This is a genomic window from Pseudomonas sp. Pseusp9, assembly GCF_059491265.1.
Map to the genome: position 1 here is coordinate 2,786,668 of NZ_CP168500.1, position 15,144 is coordinate 2,801,811.

15 protein-coding genes are annotated in these 15,144 nt (G+C 59.9%); 5 read left to right on the forward strand and 10 right to left on the reverse strand.

Annotated features, from left to right (window positions below; genetic code table 11):
• Positions 1–61: 61 nt before the first annotated feature.
• Complete coding sequence (locus ACEN8E_RS12625) at positions 62–1,258, reverse strand: MFS transporter (protein WP_495592894.1); 1,197 nt, start codon at positions 1,256–1,258, stop codon at positions 62–64.
• Between the two features lie 213 nt (positions 1,259–1,471).
• Positions 1,472–3,058: an ABC-F family ATPase gene (locus ACEN8E_RS12630; protein ID WP_033052720.1), complete on the reverse strand. Its 1,587-nt coding sequence runs from the start codon at positions 3,056–3,058 to the stop codon at positions 1,472–1,474.
• Between the two features lie 489 nt (positions 3,059–3,547).
• Between ACEN8E_RS12630 and lpxO the strand changes: the two genes are divergently transcribed.
• The 3 genes from lpxO to ACEN8E_RS12645 all read left to right on the forward strand — a co-directional run bounded on the left by lpxO (position 3,548) and on the right by ACEN8E_RS12645 (position 6,120).
• Positions 3,548–4,447 (forward strand): lipid A hydroxylase LpxO, encoded by a 900-nt coding sequence (gene lpxO / locus ACEN8E_RS12635; RefSeq protein WP_495592895.1) that lies wholly within the window; start codon positions 3,548–3,550, stop codon positions 4,445–4,447.
• A 106-nt stretch (positions 4,448–4,553) separates the two neighbouring features.
• Positions 4,554–4,901 (forward strand): hypothetical protein, encoded by a 348-nt coding sequence (locus ACEN8E_RS12640; protein ID WP_495592896.1) that lies wholly within the window; start codon positions 4,554–4,556, stop codon positions 4,899–4,901.
• Between the two features lie 67 nt (positions 4,902–4,968).
• Complete coding sequence (locus ACEN8E_RS12645) at positions 4,969–6,120, forward strand: PQQ-dependent sugar dehydrogenase (RefSeq protein WP_495592897.1); 1,152 nt, start codon at positions 4,969–4,971, stop codon at positions 6,118–6,120.
• A 125-nt stretch (positions 6,121–6,245) separates the two neighbouring features.
• Here the strand turns inward: ACEN8E_RS12645 and ACEN8E_RS12650 are convergent, their stop codons facing one another.
• Positions 6,246–6,581: a DUF2834 domain-containing protein gene (locus ACEN8E_RS12650; RefSeq protein WP_495592898.1), complete on the reverse strand. Its 336-nt coding sequence runs from the start codon at positions 6,579–6,581 to the stop codon at positions 6,246–6,248.
• Positions 6,582–6,828: 247 nt separating this feature from the next.
• On the opposite strand from ACEN8E_RS12650, the gene ilvA reads away from it, so the two are divergent.
• On the forward strand, positions 6,829–7,842 hold the full coding sequence (ilvA, locus tag ACEN8E_RS12655; protein ID WP_495592899.1) for a threonine ammonia-lyase, biosynthetic: 1,014 nt from the start codon (positions 6,829–6,831) through the stop codon (positions 7,840–7,842).
• A 51-nt stretch (positions 7,843–7,893) separates the two neighbouring features.
• On the opposite strand, the gene eco is transcribed toward ilvA, so the two are convergent.
• A complete protein-coding gene (gene eco, locus ACEN8E_RS12660; protein ID WP_495592900.1) occupies positions 7,894–8,376 on the reverse strand; it encodes a serine protease inhibitor ecotin in 483 nt (160 codons plus the stop codon).
• A 245-nt stretch (positions 8,377–8,621) separates the two neighbouring features.
• Between eco and ACEN8E_RS12665 the strand changes: the two genes are divergently transcribed.
• On the forward strand, positions 8,622–8,888 hold the full coding sequence (locus ACEN8E_RS12665) for a DUF1652 domain-containing protein (protein WP_495592901.1): 267 nt from the start codon (positions 8,622–8,624) through the stop codon (positions 8,886–8,888).
• On the opposite strand, the gene ACEN8E_RS12670 is transcribed toward ACEN8E_RS12665, so the two are convergent.
• From ACEN8E_RS12670 to ACEN8E_RS12695, 6 genes are all read right to left on the reverse strand, one after another.
• Complete coding sequence (locus ACEN8E_RS12670; protein ID WP_495592902.1) at positions 8,885–9,280, reverse strand: hypothetical protein; 396 nt, start codon at positions 9,278–9,280, stop codon at positions 8,885–8,887. The two genes, ACEN8E_RS12665 and ACEN8E_RS12670, sit on opposite strands and share 4 nt — an antisense overlap.
• A gap of 91 nt (positions 9,281–9,371) precedes the next feature.
• Positions 9,372–9,638 carry a DUF2790 domain-containing protein gene (locus ACEN8E_RS12675; protein WP_495592903.1) on the reverse strand — a complete coding sequence of 89 codons (267 nt, stop codon included), beginning with the start codon at positions 9,636–9,638 and terminating at the stop codon, positions 9,372–9,374.
• Positions 9,639–9,925: 287 nt separating this feature from the next.
• On the reverse strand, positions 9,926–10,888 hold the full coding sequence (locus tag ACEN8E_RS12680; RefSeq protein WP_495589505.1) for an IS110 family transposase: 963 nt from the start codon (positions 10,886–10,888) through the stop codon (positions 9,926–9,928).
• Between the two features lie 233 nt (positions 10,889–11,121).
• Entirely contained in the window at positions 11,122–12,066 is a 945-nt protein-coding gene (locus ACEN8E_RS12685) for a carbohydrate kinase family protein (RefSeq protein ID WP_495592904.1), read from the reverse strand.
• A gap of 6 nt (positions 12,067–12,072) precedes the next feature.
• Positions 12,073–13,578 (reverse strand): xylulokinase, encoded by a 1,506-nt coding sequence (xylB, locus tag ACEN8E_RS12690; RefSeq protein ID WP_495592905.1) that lies wholly within the window; start codon positions 13,576–13,578, stop codon positions 12,073–12,075.
• 79 nt (positions 13,579–13,657) lie between these two features.
• Positions 13,658–15,130 carry a mannitol dehydrogenase family protein gene (locus ACEN8E_RS12695; RefSeq protein ID WP_495592906.1) on the reverse strand — a complete coding sequence of 491 codons (1,473 nt, stop codon included), beginning with the start codon at positions 15,128–15,130 and terminating at the stop codon, positions 13,658–13,660.
• Positions 15,131–15,144: the final 14 nt, after the last annotated feature.

The window sequence follows — 15,144 nt, forward strand, 5'->3', positions numbered from 1 at the left end:
CCCCCGCGCCCCTGTAGGAGTGAGCCTGCTCGCGATGGCGGAGGAACCCGCACCACATCAGTTACTGTCGGAGCGATATCGCGCGGTGCTTGAGCAGCAGCGTCAGTCCCAAACCCGTCACCGACAACAACGCGGCACTGAAGAAAATCCACGCATAACCCAGGTTCAGCGCCACTGCGCCCATCAACGGGCCGGCGATGGCCAGCGCCAGGTCGAAAAACACCGCATAAGCACTCAAGCCTGCGCCCCGACTGGAGTCAGGCACCTGTTTGATCGCCTCGACACCCAGTGCCGGGTACACCAGGGACAAGCCAAATCCGGTCAGGCCGGCGCCAATCAGCGCATACCCGGTCGAAGGCGCCAGCCACAGCAGCACCAGGCCAACCGTCTCGATGCACATGCAGGCAATGGCCGATGTGAACCCGCCGAAACGACTGATGGCGGATATGAACAGCAGCCGCGACAGAATGAAACACACCCCGAACACCGTCAGGCAATAGGCCGCGCCGGTCCAGCCGCGATTGACGTAATACAAAGTGATAAAGGTCGTCAGGGTGCCGTAGCCGATGGACGCCAGGCTCAGGCTCGCGCCAAACGGCGCAATGCGCCCGAACACCGCCCAAAACGGCAGGCGCTCACCGCGCACCACGGGTACCGAGGGCTTGTTGCGAATCAGCAGCAACGCGGCCAGGGCCAGTAGCGACAGGGCGATGCCGAGGCTGGCGAAACCGAGTTGTTGCACCATTACCACGCCCAGCGGTGCACCGATGGCAATCGCGCCGTAGGAGGCGATGCCGTTCCAGGAGATCGACCGCGCGGTGTGCTCGGCGCCCACCTGGCCCATGCACCAACTGATGGTGCCGACGCCGATCAGCCCTTGGGCGATCCCCAGCAACAGGCGCCCGGCGATCAGGATCAACAAGCTGAGCAAGGGCAAACCTTGCAACAGGGTCGACAGCAAGGTCAACGCGCCACTGAGCACGATGCCCGTCAGGCCATAGATGATTGCGCGCTTGGTGCCCACGCTGTCGGACATTCGCCCGGCCATGGGCCGGCTGAGCAGGGTGGCGAGGTATTGCGAGCCGATGGTCAACCCGGCCACGATGGCGCTGAACCCGAGTTGCTCGTGGACATAACCCGGCAATACCGCAATCGGCAAACCGATGCAGAGAAAGGCAATGAAGGTATAGAAAACGATGGAGACGATCTGCAGGGTGATCGCCATGGCGCTTTGCGGAGCGGCTTGCTGCACAGACATGAGGGCTCGTTCGCGGGCGGCGGTGGGAGAGCTGCATGATGGCGCGGCGTCGCGATAAAAGAAAGCAGGCTAACTATATTTCCTGGGCACCCCTACTGTAGGAGCGAGCTTGCTCGCGAAAAACGTCTGGATTACGCGGTCATTCAGGCAGCGCGCGTTATCGTTGTCGTCCATCGCGAGCAAGCTCGCTCCTACAAGTGCAGCGAGGTGTTTTTAGAACACCACACCCTGGCTGCGCAGGTAGTCGTCGTAGGTGCCGCTGAAGTCGGTCACGCCGTTAGGGCTCAACTCGATGATGCGGGTGGCCAGGGACGATACGAACTCACGGTCGTGGCTGACGAAGATCAGCGTGCCCGGGTAGTTTTCCAGCGCCAGGTTCAGCGCCTCGATCGATTCCATGTCCAGGTGGTTGGTCGGTTCGTCCATCACCAGTACGTTCGGCTTTTGCAGGATCAGCTTGCCGAACAGCATGCGGCCTTGTTCACCACCGGAGATGACCTTGACCGACTTGAGAATCTCGTCGTTGGAGAACAGCATGCGGCCCAGTGTGCCGCGAATGATCTGCTCGCCCTGAGTCCACTGGCCCATCCAGTCGAACAGGCTGACGTCGTCTTCGAAGTCATGGGCGTGGTCCTGGGCGTAGTAGCCCAGCTCCGCGCTTTCGGTCCATTTCACCGAGCCGGCGTCCGGGGTCAGCTCGCCCATCAGGGTGCGCAGCAGGGTGGTCTTGCCGATACCGTTCGGGCCGATGATCGCCACGCGCTCGCCGGCTTCGACGGTGAAGCTGAAGTTCTTGAACAGGGTCTTGCCGTCGAAGCCCTTGGACATCTGCTCGATGGTCACGGCCTGGCGGTGCAGTTTCTTGGTCTGTTCGAAGCGGATGAACGGGCTCACGCGGCTCGATGGCTTGACTTCGGCCAGCTGGATCTTGTCGATCTGCTTGGCGCGGGAAGTGGCCTGCTTGGCTTTCGAGGCGTTGGCCGAGAAGCGGCTGACGAACGTTTGCAGTTCGGCAATCTGGGCTTTCTTCTTGGCGTTGTCCGACAGCAGTTGCTCGCGGGACTGGGTCGCCGCGGTCATGTACTCGTCGTAGTTGCCCGGGAACAGGCGCAGCTCACCGTAGTCCAGGTCGGCCATGTGGGTGCAGACGCTGTTGAGGAAGTGACGGTCGTGGGAAATGATGATCATGGTGCTGTTACGCACGGTGAGAATCGATTCCAGCCAGCGAATGGTGTTGATGTCCAGGTGGTTGGTCGGTTCGTCGAGCAACAGCACTTCCGGATCGGAGAACAGTGCCTGAGCCAGCAACACCCGCAGTTTCCAGCCCGGAGCCACTTCCGACATCGGACCGAAATGCTGTTCCAGTGGAATACCCAGGCCCAGCAGCAGCTCGCCAGCGCGGGATTCGGCGGTGTAGCCATCCATTTCGGCGAATTCGGTTTCCAGCTCGGCCACGGCCATGCCGTCTGCTTCGCTCATTTCCGGCAGCGAATAGATGCGGTCGCGCTCGGCCTTGACTTTCCACAGCTCTTCGTGACCCATGATCACGGTGTCGATCACGGTGAATTCTTCGTAGGCGAACTGGTCCTGGCGCAATTTACCCAGGCGCACGTTCGGCTCCAGCATGACCTGGCCGCCGGACGGCTCGAGGTCACCGCCGAGAATCTTCATGAAGGTCGACTTGCCGCAACCGTTGGCGCCGATCAGGCCGTAACGGTTGCCACCGTTGAACTTGACCGAAACGTTTTCGAAGAGCGGCTTGGCGCCGAACTGCATCGTGATGTTAGCTGTAGAAATCAAAGGTTTTTCCTGCGAAGCATTCAGAGTAGCTAGGGTTGCGGCAGTACCGGTTCAGTACCCGTTTCCACTGTCCGGACCCCGGGACATTCATCCCGATCGGCAGTGGAAGATCCATCTGGCATTAAGTGGACAGCAGCATGTGGCGCGCCTGGCCCGAGTCAACGTGCGCTGAAAGGGGAGGTTTCCCGCTCTCAACCTGGGGGCGCGTAAAGTTTGGCGGCGATTGTACTGGTCTGGCTCTTTAAACGATAGGGCGTTGAGACCCGTGCAACGCTTTGGCGGATCTAGCGATGACATTTTCGCTGTTGCAGGTTAACTATTGGTTACAAACTGGGGTTAAAATGCCGCCCATCGGCCGGATGCCGACCATCGGAACCACTCGATGGCATCATAGGGCCACTGTTTCGTATTCAACCGCTGCACAAGCCTTGGGGACCGGCATACCGGAAAAGGGCGCAGTTTGTTTACTTCTGACATGTGACGATTTCCGTGAAGCTGATCATTGCCCTTATCTACGTTGTCTCCATTGCGTATGTCCATCTGCGTGGTCAAGTACGCCATAAGCTGGGTCGCCAGTTGAGTGATCACTCGACGTTTCTGGCGCCGATCAACTGCTTTCTTTATCTGTTCTCGAAAATCCCCGGCAAACCGTATCTCGACCCGGCCGACTTCCCCGATCTGCGCCCGCTGCAGGCGCACTGGGAAGAAATTCGTGCCGAAGGCCGGAACTTGCTTCACGCCGGCGAGATCAAGCGTTCGAATCAATTCGATGATGTCGGTTTCAACTCTTTTTTCAAGACCGGCTGGAAGCGTTTCTATCTCAAGTGGTACGGCGACAGCCACCCGTCGGCCATGAAGCTCTGCCCGCGCACCACCGAGCTGGTGCAAGGCATTGGCTCGATCAAGGCGGCGATGTTCGCCGAGTTGCCGCCGGGCTCCAGACTGGTGCGCCACCGTGACCCGTATGCCGGTTCGTACCGCTATCACCTGGGCCTGGAAACTCCCAACGCCGACGGTTGCTACATCAATGTCGATGGCCAGAACTACCACTGGCGCGATGGCGAAGCGGTGATGTTCGATGAGACCTTCATTCATTACGCGGAGAACACCACGCCGCACAATCGCATCATTTTGTTCTGCGACGTCGAGCGGCCGATGAAGTATCGGTGGGCAGCGGCACTCAATCGCTGGTTCAGCCGCAATGTCATGTCGGCCGCTGGTGCGCCGAACGAGGCGGGCGACAGGACCGGCGGGCTCAATCGACTGTTCGGCAGGATCTACAGGATTCGCCTGCGTGGCAAGCAACTGAAAAAGCGTAACCGCACGCTTTACTACCTCGAAAAATGGTCGATCTTTGCCGGGTTGCTGGCGGTCTTCATTCTGATCTGAGAGGTGTTCTGTTACATATTCCCGGGGAGGTTTTTGTTAACAAATCCGAACCCCGGGCGTAGCGTGGTATCGAAGTCCTTATCCACGCGACGTAGAGAGGCACCCCATGAACCGATACGCGTTTGGCGCCGTTGCGCTGGCCTTGAGTGCCATACTGGGCCTTCAGGCACAGGCCGATGCCTCTGCTTCGTTGCAATTGGCCCAGAACCTGCCAGGCCGCACCAACAGCAACCCTTACAACAGTCCGATTCAACGGGCCAATCCCAACAGCATGCAAGGCACTCAACCCAGTGCCCCGGTTATCCGCGGACCGAATACCGTTCCAGTCCCGCGCCCGCCGACGCTGGACAACGGCGGCATCGGTAATCGCTATCCCGACCGGAGCGCTCCCGCCAGCCCACCGAAATTCATTGCCAACCCACCCCCAAGAGACATCGGTAACAACATCCCTTGAGTGGCATGCAGGTCGTCTGCCCGCTGTTTTTCGGCAGACCACATGTTGATCGGAAAAGGAATCGTGCATGTTGCGCAAAAACCTGTTGGCAATTCTCTGTGCCGGCGCGTTGATCACCGCCACTGCCGCTGTGCTTGCCGCGCCCGCCCAGACGATGAAAAGCGAAGAAGGCACCCTTGAGGTCACTCCTGTCGTGACCGGGCTGGAGCACCCCTGGGCGCTGGCGTTCCTGCCGGATCGCAAAGACATGCTGGTGACCGAGCGCCCCGGCAACCTGCGGCTGGTCACAACCGACGGCAAACTGTCGGCACCGCTCAATGGCGTGCCAACGGTCTGGGCCAAGGGGCAGGGCGGCTTGCTGGACGTGGCGTTGTCACCGGATTTCAAACAGGACCGGATGGTCTACCTGTCCTATGCCGAAGGGGGTGGTGAGGGTAACAAGGCCGGTACTGCGGTGGGCCGCGGCCGGCTTTCCGAAGACATGACGGCACTCAAGGATTTCCAGGTGATCCTGCGCCAGGAGCCCAAACTCTCGGTCGGCAACCATTTTGGCTCGCGGCTGGTGTTTGATCGTGACGGTTATCTGTTCGTGACTCTGGGGGAAAACAACGACCGCATAACCGCTCAGGACCTCGACAAACTGCAAGGCAAAGTGGTGCGAATCTACCCGGACGGCACGGTGCCCAGGGACAACCCTTTTGTCGGCCAGGCCAACGTGCGCCCGGAAATCTGGTCCTACGGGCAGCGTAATCCGCAAGGCGCGGCGCTCAACCCGTGGAACGGCACGCTGTGGGAAAACGAGCACGGCCCTCGGGGCGGCGATGAAATCAACATCATCGAGCGCGGCAAGAATTACGGCTGGCCGTTGGCGACCCATGGCATCAACTACTCGGGCCTGCCGATTCCCGAAGCCAGGGGCGAAGTCGTCGAAGGCACTGTCGCCCCGAACCATGTATGGGAAAAGTCTCCGGGCCTGAGTGGCATGGCGTTCTACGATGCCGACCGTTTCAAGGCGTGGCAGGGCAACGTGTTTATCGGCGCGCTGGCCAGTCAGGAACTGATTCGCCTGGAGTTCCAGGGCGACAAGGTGGTGCACGAGGAGCGATTGCTCGGGGGGATGAAAAAGCGTATCCGCGATGTGCGACAGGGGCCGGATGGATATTTGTATGTGCTGACCGATGAAGAGGATGGTGGCTTGTATAAAGTCGGATTGAAGTGAAACTCACACGCCGCCTTCGCGAGCAAGTCGCATGGCCGCTCCGCCGCTCCCACACTTGAAATGCATTCCCCTGTGGGACCGAGCCTGCTCGCGAAGGCGGTCCTGTAGACGCTGCAATTTCCTGATCAGGTCTCTTGTCCGGCTTTCAACAAATTTTTCTGATTCTGTAGTCCCCGCGCCACCAGATACAACAATGGTCCAATCGATACAAAAATCGCGGTGATCAATAGATAGGGCACCACTGAAAGCGCCGATTGCCCACGCTTTCGCGCATCCTGGTACATCCAGATGCCCGCCAGAGTCGCCAGCAGATAGAGATCGATTACTACCTGTGCGGTATCCGGCCTGGACATCAGGCTGATACCGAAATCGATCAGCGACTGCTCGGACTGGAGCATCACCGAAACGGTATAGCCGGCAAAGGCGATCAGGGCGCTAAGGGGCAGGGCAATGGCATTCATGTGTTCCTTCCTTGGGCAATGACTGGAATCTGCAGCCTATAGCGCCCCCCACAAATTTGCCATTGACTTGCCACCACCGCCCGGCTAATTTCGAGCCATGACTTCCTCCGTATTGCGCTGCCAGCCAAGCATTATTACCGCCATTCCTCATTTGGCGGGCTAGCTCACGACTGCAGCACCTAACCCGCCCTGGAGGCGGGTTTTTACTTTCTGTCTCCCGAGCCCCGATCAACGTCAGGAGACGACAATGAGTTTTACAACCGATCAGCAAGCTCTGCTTGAACGCTACGTCAAAAAAATCCTCGCCGCGCCGGTGTATGAACTCGCGGTGCGCACGCCGTTACAACCGGCACCGGCGTTGTCTGAAGCCTTGGGTAACCAGATCCTGCTCAAGCGCGAAGACTTGCAACCGACCTTTTCCTTCAAAATCCGCGGCGCCTACAACAAGCTGGTGCAACTGAGCGAAGCGCAAAAGGCTTGCGGCGTGGTCACGGCTTCTGCCGGCAATCATGCCCAGGGTGTGGCCCTGGCCGCGCGGGAACTGGGGATCAACGCCACCATCGTCATGCCCTGCACGACGCCACAACTGAAGGTCATCGGCGTGCGCAGTCGTGGCGCCGATGCGGTATTGCACGGGGAAAGTTTTCCGTTTGCACTGGCCTGTGCACTGGATCTGGCCGGGGAAACCGGTCGCACCTTTGTTTCGCCCTTCGACGATCCCGAGGTGATCGCGGGCCAAGGCACTGTGGCCATGGAAATCCTGCGCCAGCACCAAGGTCCGCTGGATGCGATCTTCGTGCCGGTGGGGGGCGGTGGATTGATCGCGGGTATCGCGGCCTACGTCAAATACCTGCGACCGGAAGTACGCATCATCGGCGTCGAGTCGGAACATTCCGCGTGCCTGCAAGCCGCGTTGCTGGCAGGTGAGCGAGTTAGCCTGCCCAGCGTCGGCACCTTCGCCGACGGGGTGGCGGTGGCGCAGATCGGCGCTTACGGCTTCGAGGTCTGCCGGTTTTGCGTCGATGACGTAGTGACGGTCAGCAACGATGAGCTTTGCGCTGCGATCAAGAATATCTACGACGATACCCGCTCGATCACCGAACCTTCCGGCGCGCTGGCGGTGGCCGGAATCAAGAAGTATGTGGCACAAAGCGGGGTTCGTGGTCAGACCCTGGTCGCCATCGACTCAGGGGCCAACATCAATTTCGACAGCCTGGGGCATGTGGCCGAGCGCGCCGCCTTGAGTGGCACCCCGGCATGACACTTGGGCAGGCCGCCAGCGGACGCCGCAAGGGTCCGCCGGATAGCCGGGTCATTCCTGAATGGCTTTCTCGACCTTGGCCGACGCCGACCAGATTCGGTAGCGCACTTCGATGTCCTTGGGCACGTACAGCACGAGCGGCAGCTTGCTGTTGTACCGCAGCAGGAAGCCGTCACCGACCACCGGTACGAAATCCTGTTTGCTCGTACCTTCCGGGCAGGCCATCAGCGTGCTCATCGGGCCAATGACTTTTTCCAAGCGATAGAACGGGTAGCCCCAACCTTCGAGGTTCTTCTCCTCGAGGATGCCGCCCAGACGCGGGTGATTGCAGTCTGAGGTCATGGTTTTGCCGGCCAGGATCTCGACCTGGAAGTCATCTTCCCGGGTCTGTGGCGCGAGGTGAATCACCTGACGGGTGAACCCGCTTTCGGCCTTCGGATAGGGCGCGGTTTCTTCGAGTTTGGCGGCGTGCGCCACGCCGGCAAGTCCCAGTGCGAATAGCGCTACGCCAGCGTTAACGGTCAAAGAACTCATGATGCCTCCTTGCTTGAAGTGAAGGGCGGCATTTTCACTGTCGTGTGCAGTGAATGCAAACCCGGGGCGTCCAGTGTGCAAATTGCAGATTTTACATATGCCTTGCCTGAACCCTTGAATTGCCGATGAGCTGCACAGCGAAATTCGGGACATGTCTTATGCTCTAGCTGTCCTTCAAGCTTGCCGGGGTTTCATATGAGCGAGCATTGACCGTTATTGGCAGTCTCACAGAGGAGGGAGTCGCCGTGTTTCTTTCTGCCCTGGAACTTCGAAACATCATCGAAAGCAGTTTTCTACCCAAGCGCTGCCAGTGCACGCTGTCACCGGATCTGTCGATGACCGTCAAAATCTATACCGACGGGCAAACCGATCACCTGGATCTATTGGTCAGCGGCATCGATGCCTCCGGACTCAATGGTTGTCGGGAAATAAACGAGTTGATTGCCCAACTGCGCTCCCGACAGCACCACCTGGAGGTCGAGCCGCACTCGATGCTGGGCAAGGCGCTTTAACCTGCGGTTTCGAGTTCCACCGATACGCGCCGGGTCTGGAAGAACGCCAGGCCCAGCGCCAGTTCAAGTCCGACGGCCAGCAAGATGCCCGGCCCGACATTGCCGTTGAGCCATTCGCCAAATCCCAGTACGGCCAACCCCCAGCAGCCGACGACGAAACCGAGGCTGAGCGCATTGCGGGTTGCACAAGGGGGGCTGTTACGAACCAGGCAAGAGATCACGCTGAACGCCGCGAACAGCACGGCGATGCGTCGCGCGATCAACTGCGACGCGAATGAAAATTCGATATCCCAGAATGGCAACAGCCATTGCGGTGCCAGGCCCCAGAGCAGGCTCAGCAAAAGACACAAGACGGCGGTAAACGTGGACACGGTGCGAAACGACAACTGCATGGCCAATCCTTGCGGGCAGTGAGGGAGGCGCTAGAGCATAGCGCCTCAACTCTCTGAGGAATACCGCCGGATACCAAATCAGACGTTTCGGTCAGCCTTGGTTCTCGCAGGCGTCGGAAAGTTTGCGGTAGGTGATTTCTGCAGGTTGTCCCCTGTCATCGATGTACTTCATGTCGGCCTTCACCACTTTGCACTCGAGGGTGTCGGGCTCGGTCAATGAAATCACTTTGCTGACATGCAATGGCATGCCGTAGTGATAGGGCACGGCTTGAGAGGCAGTGGTGTCATTGGCCTGGGCCAGGCCGGCAAACGCGGTGCAGGCGAGGGCAGTGGTAACCAGCAAGGTGCGAGTGTTCATCAGCGATCTCCGGTGCGGACGGAAAGTCAGTTCGATGTGTGGCTTGTCGAACTTGCCGCACTGGGCGTCAGAACAGTCTGAGGGCGTGCGGTCCAGTGAAGTGTTGGACCGCACGGTTAAGCGAGGGTTAACCCGGCTAAACGCCGCCCGTCGCGATTGCGCAATCCTGTGTATCAGTTAAGACCATCGGGCGCCTGATAGAAAGTCATCGCGAGCAGGCTCGCTCCCACAGTAGGGCGATGCTGAAATCAAATTTTATGCCCGACAGGGATCCAATGTGGGAGATTCTATGTTGCAGGGGAACCCTGCAGCCTTAAATTTGGCTGGTATTCGCTCTGATTTTTCATGAGGGCGAATGCCACCCGACAGAGCTTGCGGGCGAGGATGACCAGAGCCTGAGTTCTGGCCAGGCCTCTTGCCAAGTAAGACTCATAGAGCGGTTTCCAGACGGGAGACCGGCAAGCCGCCATTGCTGCATTGTGCGCAAGACGCCGCAGCTCCCCATCGCCTTTTTTGCTCAAGTGGCGCGGACTGTGCTTCTTTCCTGAGTCCTTCGGCCTCAGGTCCATTCCCAAAAAGGCAATAAACGCATCGGCACTGGCGAATTGACCACGCATAAAAGTGGCTGCCAGACCGGTGGCCGTGAGTTCGCCAATCCCTTCAATCGCTTGACAACGCCTGATGTTTTCGGTGATCCCGGCCTCTTGGCTGGCTTTGCGCAGCAATTTCTGAATAGCCTGATCAGTCTGTTTGAAGTGCTCCAGCTCTTGGGCCAGAAGGTCTTTGAGAAGGGGCTCACTCGACCAACTCAGCATGATGCTAACCCGGGCTTTCATCAGTTCTGCACGTTTGTTGAGGAGGCTTTTCAACACGGTGTAGAGCTTCGGAGGTGGATTCCAGATGCGAAGCCGATCCTGCTCACTGGTCAGGTAACGTGCCAGCAAACGCGCATCACAGGGGTCGGTTTTTGCTCGCTGGCCAATGCTTTCGCGGTAGTGGCTCACCCGATAAGGGTCCACAACATAAACTCGGTGCCCCATGCCATGGGCCAGTTCAGCGGTATCCAGGTGGTAGAGACTGGTGGCTTCCAAGGCAATCGAGCTTTGCGCCGGCAGGGATTTGAGCCAGCGCCCAATAGCTGTGCGATCGTTGTTGATGAACTGAGTGATTTTCAGATCTTCGCGGTAAACGACGATTTCTGCCTTGGCCACATCGACACCAACCACCGTTGGCGAGGTAAGGATTGTCATGACGAATCCTCGGAGCTAGGGTTTAAGTGCTTGTCGGGGTCTACCGTAGCGCTGGCTTGCCTCTATCGTCGGTATTAACCGATGAATTCCTTATCGGCGCTTTAGGTAGAAAGGGCGGAACGAGAAGTCTCCCACGGTCCGTACTGGCTAGAGTCGGAATCGAGCTTTTAGTCCCGCCCACCCCTTCAAGTCTAAACATACAAGCGAGCCTGCTCGCGAAGAGTCCCTTGAACTCAGCGCAGATCCAACTGCTGCCGATAAGGCAAATCCGGCCCGGTCTTGCTGCACGTCAACGCGGCGGCCTGCACCGCGAACTTCAGCATGCAATCGATCTGCTCGCGGCCAAGTTGCTTCACACCCTCCACCGAATCCAGCTGCTGTTCGGTCAGCCAGGTGATCAGCGCCGCCTGGAAGGTATCGCCCGCACCCACGGTGTCGGCGATTTTTACCGGACGGGCGGGAGCCGACCACGAACCATGAGCCCGGCTGAACACGCTCGCGCCTTCGCCACCCCGGGTCAGGAATACCAACTGACAGCGGTGCAACAACCAGCCCTCGATCACCTGCGCCGGGTCCTGGCCGGGATACAACAGATGCAGATCCTCGTCGCTGACCTTGATCAGGTCAGCCAGCTCTACCAGGGTCGCGATCCGCTTGCGCCACAGTTCAATGTCCGGCTCCGGGTTCAGGCGCACGTTCGGATCGAGGCTGATCAGGCGCTTGCCGCTTTCCCGGCGCACCAATGCCAATAGGGTGTCGGCAATCGGTTGCACCACCAGGGAAAACGAGCCGACATGCAGGCCGCGCACCTCAGGCCCGAGTGCCGGCAGGTGCTCCGCTTGCAATTGTCGATCCGCGCAGCCTTCGCCCCGGAAGCTGTACTGCGGCGAGCCATTGGCCCCGACCGCGACCATCGCCAGGGTGGTCGGTGCGGCGAAATCCAGCAGGAACTCCTGGCGCACGCCTTCTTCTTGCAACACCTGCAACAAGCGCCGGCCCAGGTAGTCGGTGGACAACCCGGCCAACAGTGCCGAGTCCACGCCCAACCGGCGCAATCCCACTGCCACGTTGAACGGCGAGCCACCGGCAATGGCTTTGAAATTCACTTTGGACGCCATACCGCTGGCGTCGTTTTCACTGAAAAAATCGAACAGCGCTTCGCCACACACCAGATACATAGTCGTTCACTCTTGAAATTGGGTTGCGACATGCTGTCGATAGCGTTCATAAGCCTGCTGGCAGGCTTGCACATTCTCGTCAACCGGCAGGGTTTCACTGGCCGGGTCGAGTTTTACGCAGCGTTCGCACAAATCCGCCAGGCTGTCTTCGCGCTCGTTGGCCCGGGATACGCACCAGGCGGCCTGAATCGCTGCGCCAAGGGCCGCGGCCTCGCTTTGTTCGGTGCAGACCACCGGCGTATTCATGGTGTCGGCGACGATTTGTCGCCAGACCGCACTTTTCGAGCCGCCGCCGATCAGGCAAATGCTGCGGCTTTGTAAGCCATTGTGGCGTAGCAGGTCCAGTCCGTAACGCAATCCGAACGTCGTGCCTTCGACCACCGCGCGGCACAGGTTGGCCCGGGTCAGGTTGGTCATGGTCAAGCCTGAGAGGCTGGCGCTGGCATGGGGCAGGGCGGGCACCCGCTCGCCGTTGAAGAACGGCAGCATGCTCACACCGTCGGCACCGATCGGCGCACTGGCAACGAGCGCGTTGAACTGATCGATGTCGAGATCCAGCAGGTCACGAATCAGTCCGGTGGCATTGGTCAGGTTCATGGTGCAGACCAAAGGCAGCCAGCCACCGCTTGAAGAACAGAACGTGGCAACCGCCGGATCCGGTACAACGTTCGGCCGATCGGCATAGGCGTACACCGTGCCTGACGAACCGAGGCTCATGGTGATTGCACCGGTCTGGATGTTGCCGGTACCGATGGCGCCCATCATGTTATCGCCGCCGCCACTGGACACCAGTGCCTGCGGGTTGATACCCAGGTGTTCGGCAATGCCCGGCAGAATCGTGCCGACCGCCTGGTGGGCATCGATCAGCTCCGGCAGGGCGGCTTGCAGGCGTCCACTCGGGTCGACGTCACGCAACAGTTGCACATCCCACTGGCGCGTACGCACATTGAAATACCCGGTGCCCGAGGCATCGCCGTATTCGCTGCAACTGCGCCCGGTCAGCCAATGGTTGAGGTAGTCGTGGGGCAGCAAAATGCGGGCGATACGGGAAAACACCCCGGGATGCTGCTCTTTGGTCCATAACAACTTGGACAGGGTGTAGCCCGGCGCGATGACCACACCGAGGCGTTTCAGCGAAGCCTTTTCGCCACCCAGGTGGGCCAGCAGGCGCTCGTTCTCCGGGGTGGTTTCAGTGTCGCACCAGAGTTTGGCCGGCCGCAGCACCTGGCCCTGATCGTCGAGCAGCACCAGGCCATGTTGCTGGCCGGACACGCCAATGCCGAGGATCGACTGGCCGTCGACGCTGGCCGCGAGCAAGGCGCGGCGGGTGGCGCTGGTGAAGGCGTCCAGCCACTGTTGGGTGTCCTGTTCGCGGCGGCCATTGGCAGCGCTGATCAGGCTGTGGCTGGCAGCTCCCTGGCCGAGCACTTCACCACTGGCCGCGTCGAGGATGATGGCTTTGGTGCCCTGGGTGCCGCAGTCGATGCCGAGGAAAGTTTGTCGGGTTGTCATGGAGGATCCTTGGTCGTCAGCTCGATACAAGTCTGGATTCAGTTTCACCGCTGCCTGTCAGGCCGCCTTACCGCAGGGCTTACGCCAACACCCGCTCCAGAGTCCGCGACACCCCCACCTCGCGCAAACTGTTGCAACACCACTCGAACGCCACGACAAACTCCGGCGAGCGCGCAATGGCCGTACCAAAAATCTCCTCGACCGCCAGCAAGCGCTGGGTAATCAGCACATCATCGGCCACCAGCGCCTGGCAGAATGCCGCCCGCGGGTCCGGTATCGTGTAGGTCTCGCCCTGCTCATCAACACCCTTGAGGTACAGCGCCCACGCCGCCACCACCAATGCCGCGCGCCGGGTCTCGCGGCCATCGGCGATCAGGCGGTTGATGGTGGGGACGGTGAACTTCGGAAACTTTGACGAACCGTCCGAACACACCCGCTCCAGCTGATCGGCAATCGCCTGATTGGAGAAACGCGCCACCAGGGTGTTTTTGTACTCGGTCAGGTCAATTCCCGGCACCGCCGACAGTTGCGGCGTCACGTCGAGGTCCATGTAGGCGCGCATGTAACGCACGAACAGCGGATCGTTCATGGTTTCGTGGACGAAACGGTAACCCTTCAGGAACCCCAGGTACGTCAGCGCCAGATGACTGCCGTTGAGCAGCTTGATCTTCATTTCTTCGTAAGGCGTAACGTCGTCGGTGAACTGCACGCCAACCTTTTCCCAGGCCGGGCGGCCGTTGACGAATTTGTCTTCCAGCACCCACTGCACGAAGGGTTCGCAGACCACCGGCCAGGCATCGTCCACCCCGTGCTTGTCGGCCAGTTGCAGGCGGTGTTCGGTGCTGGTCATCGGTGTGATGCGATCGACCATGGCGTTGGGAAAGCTCACGTTGCGCTCGATCCAGTCCCGCAGATCGGCATCGTGCAACGCGGCGAACGCCAGCAAGGCCTTGCGGGTGACGGCACCGTTGTGCGGCAGGTTATCGCAGGACATCAGGGTGAAGGCCGTTGTGCCGGCGGCGCGGCGCCTGGCCAGTGCGGCACAGAGGAAGCCGAACACCGTTGTCGGGGCGTCCGGGTGCGCCAGGTCATGCTGGATTGGCGGCAAGTGCGCCATGAACTCACCGGTGCTGTCGTCGATGCAGTAGCCGCCTTCGGTGATGGTCAGCGAGACGATGCGGATCTCGGGGCTGGCCAATTTGTCGATCAACGCCTGGACGCCGTCTTCAGCCAGCAGCATGTCGCGCACGGCCCCGATCACCCGGACTTCGGTGTCGTTGCCATCACCAAGTTCGAACAGGGTGAACAGGTAGTCCTGATCCTTGAGATCGTCACGGGCGCGCCGGTCCTCGACGCGCAAGCCGACGCCACAAATGGCCCAGTCCAGACCTTCTCCGGTGTTCATCAGCGCATCGGTGTAAAACGCCTGATGGGCGCGATGGAAACCGCCGACACCAATGTGCGCGATGCCTTGGCGGGTATCGCCCAACGCGTAGGCGGGCAGGACCACTTCTGGCGCGAGGCGGTTGAGGTTGTGTTGGTTGAGTTTCATCGCGAGCTCTCTGA

Excerpts from the sequence above, each read along its gene's own strand:
- ACEN8E_RS12625 (WP_495592894.1), bottom strand. The coding sequence starts at position 1,258 with ATGTCTGTGCAGCAAGCCGCTCCGCAAAGCGCCATGGCGATCACCCTG.
- ACEN8E_RS12640 (WP_495592896.1), top strand. The coding sequence starts at position 4,554 with ATGAACCGATACGCGTTTGGCGCCGTTGCGCTGGCCTTGAGTGCCATA.
- ACEN8E_RS12645 (WP_495592897.1), top strand. The coding sequence starts at position 4,969 with ATGTTGCGCAAAAACCTGTTGGCAATTCTCTGTGCCGGCGCGTTGATC.
- ACEN8E_RS12650 (WP_495592898.1), bottom strand. The coding sequence starts at position 6,581 with ATGAATGCCATTGCCCTGCCCCTTAGCGCCCTGATCGCCTTTGCCGGC.
- ilvA (WP_495592899.1), top strand. The coding sequence starts at position 6,829 with ATGAGTTTTACAACCGATCAGCAAGCTCTGCTTGAACGCTACGTCAAA.
- eco (WP_495592900.1), bottom strand. The coding sequence starts at position 8,376 with ATGAGTTCTTTGACCGTTAACGCTGGCGTAGCGCTATTCGCACTGGGA.
- ACEN8E_RS12670 (WP_495592902.1), bottom strand. The coding sequence starts at position 9,280 with ATGCAGTTGTCGTTTCGCACCGTGTCCACGTTTACCGCCGTCTTGTGT.
- ACEN8E_RS12675 (WP_495592903.1), bottom strand. The coding sequence starts at position 9,638 with ATGAACACTCGCACCTTGCTGGTTACCACTGCCCTCGCCTGCACCGCG.
- ACEN8E_RS12680 (WP_495589505.1), bottom strand. The coding sequence starts at position 10,888 with ATGACAATCCTTACCTCGCCAACGGTGGTTGGTGTCGATGTGGCCAAG.
- ACEN8E_RS12685 (WP_495592904.1), bottom strand. The coding sequence starts at position 12,066 with ATGTATCTGGTGTGTGGCGAAGCGCTGTTCGATTTTTTCAGTGAAAAC.
- xylB (WP_495592905.1), bottom strand. The coding sequence starts at position 13,578 with ATGACAACCCGACAAACTTTCCTCGGCATCGACTGCGGCACCCAGGGC.
- ACEN8E_RS12695 (WP_495592906.1), bottom strand. The coding sequence starts at position 15,130 with ATGAAACTCAACCAACACAACCTCAACCGCCTCGCGCCAGAAGTGGTC.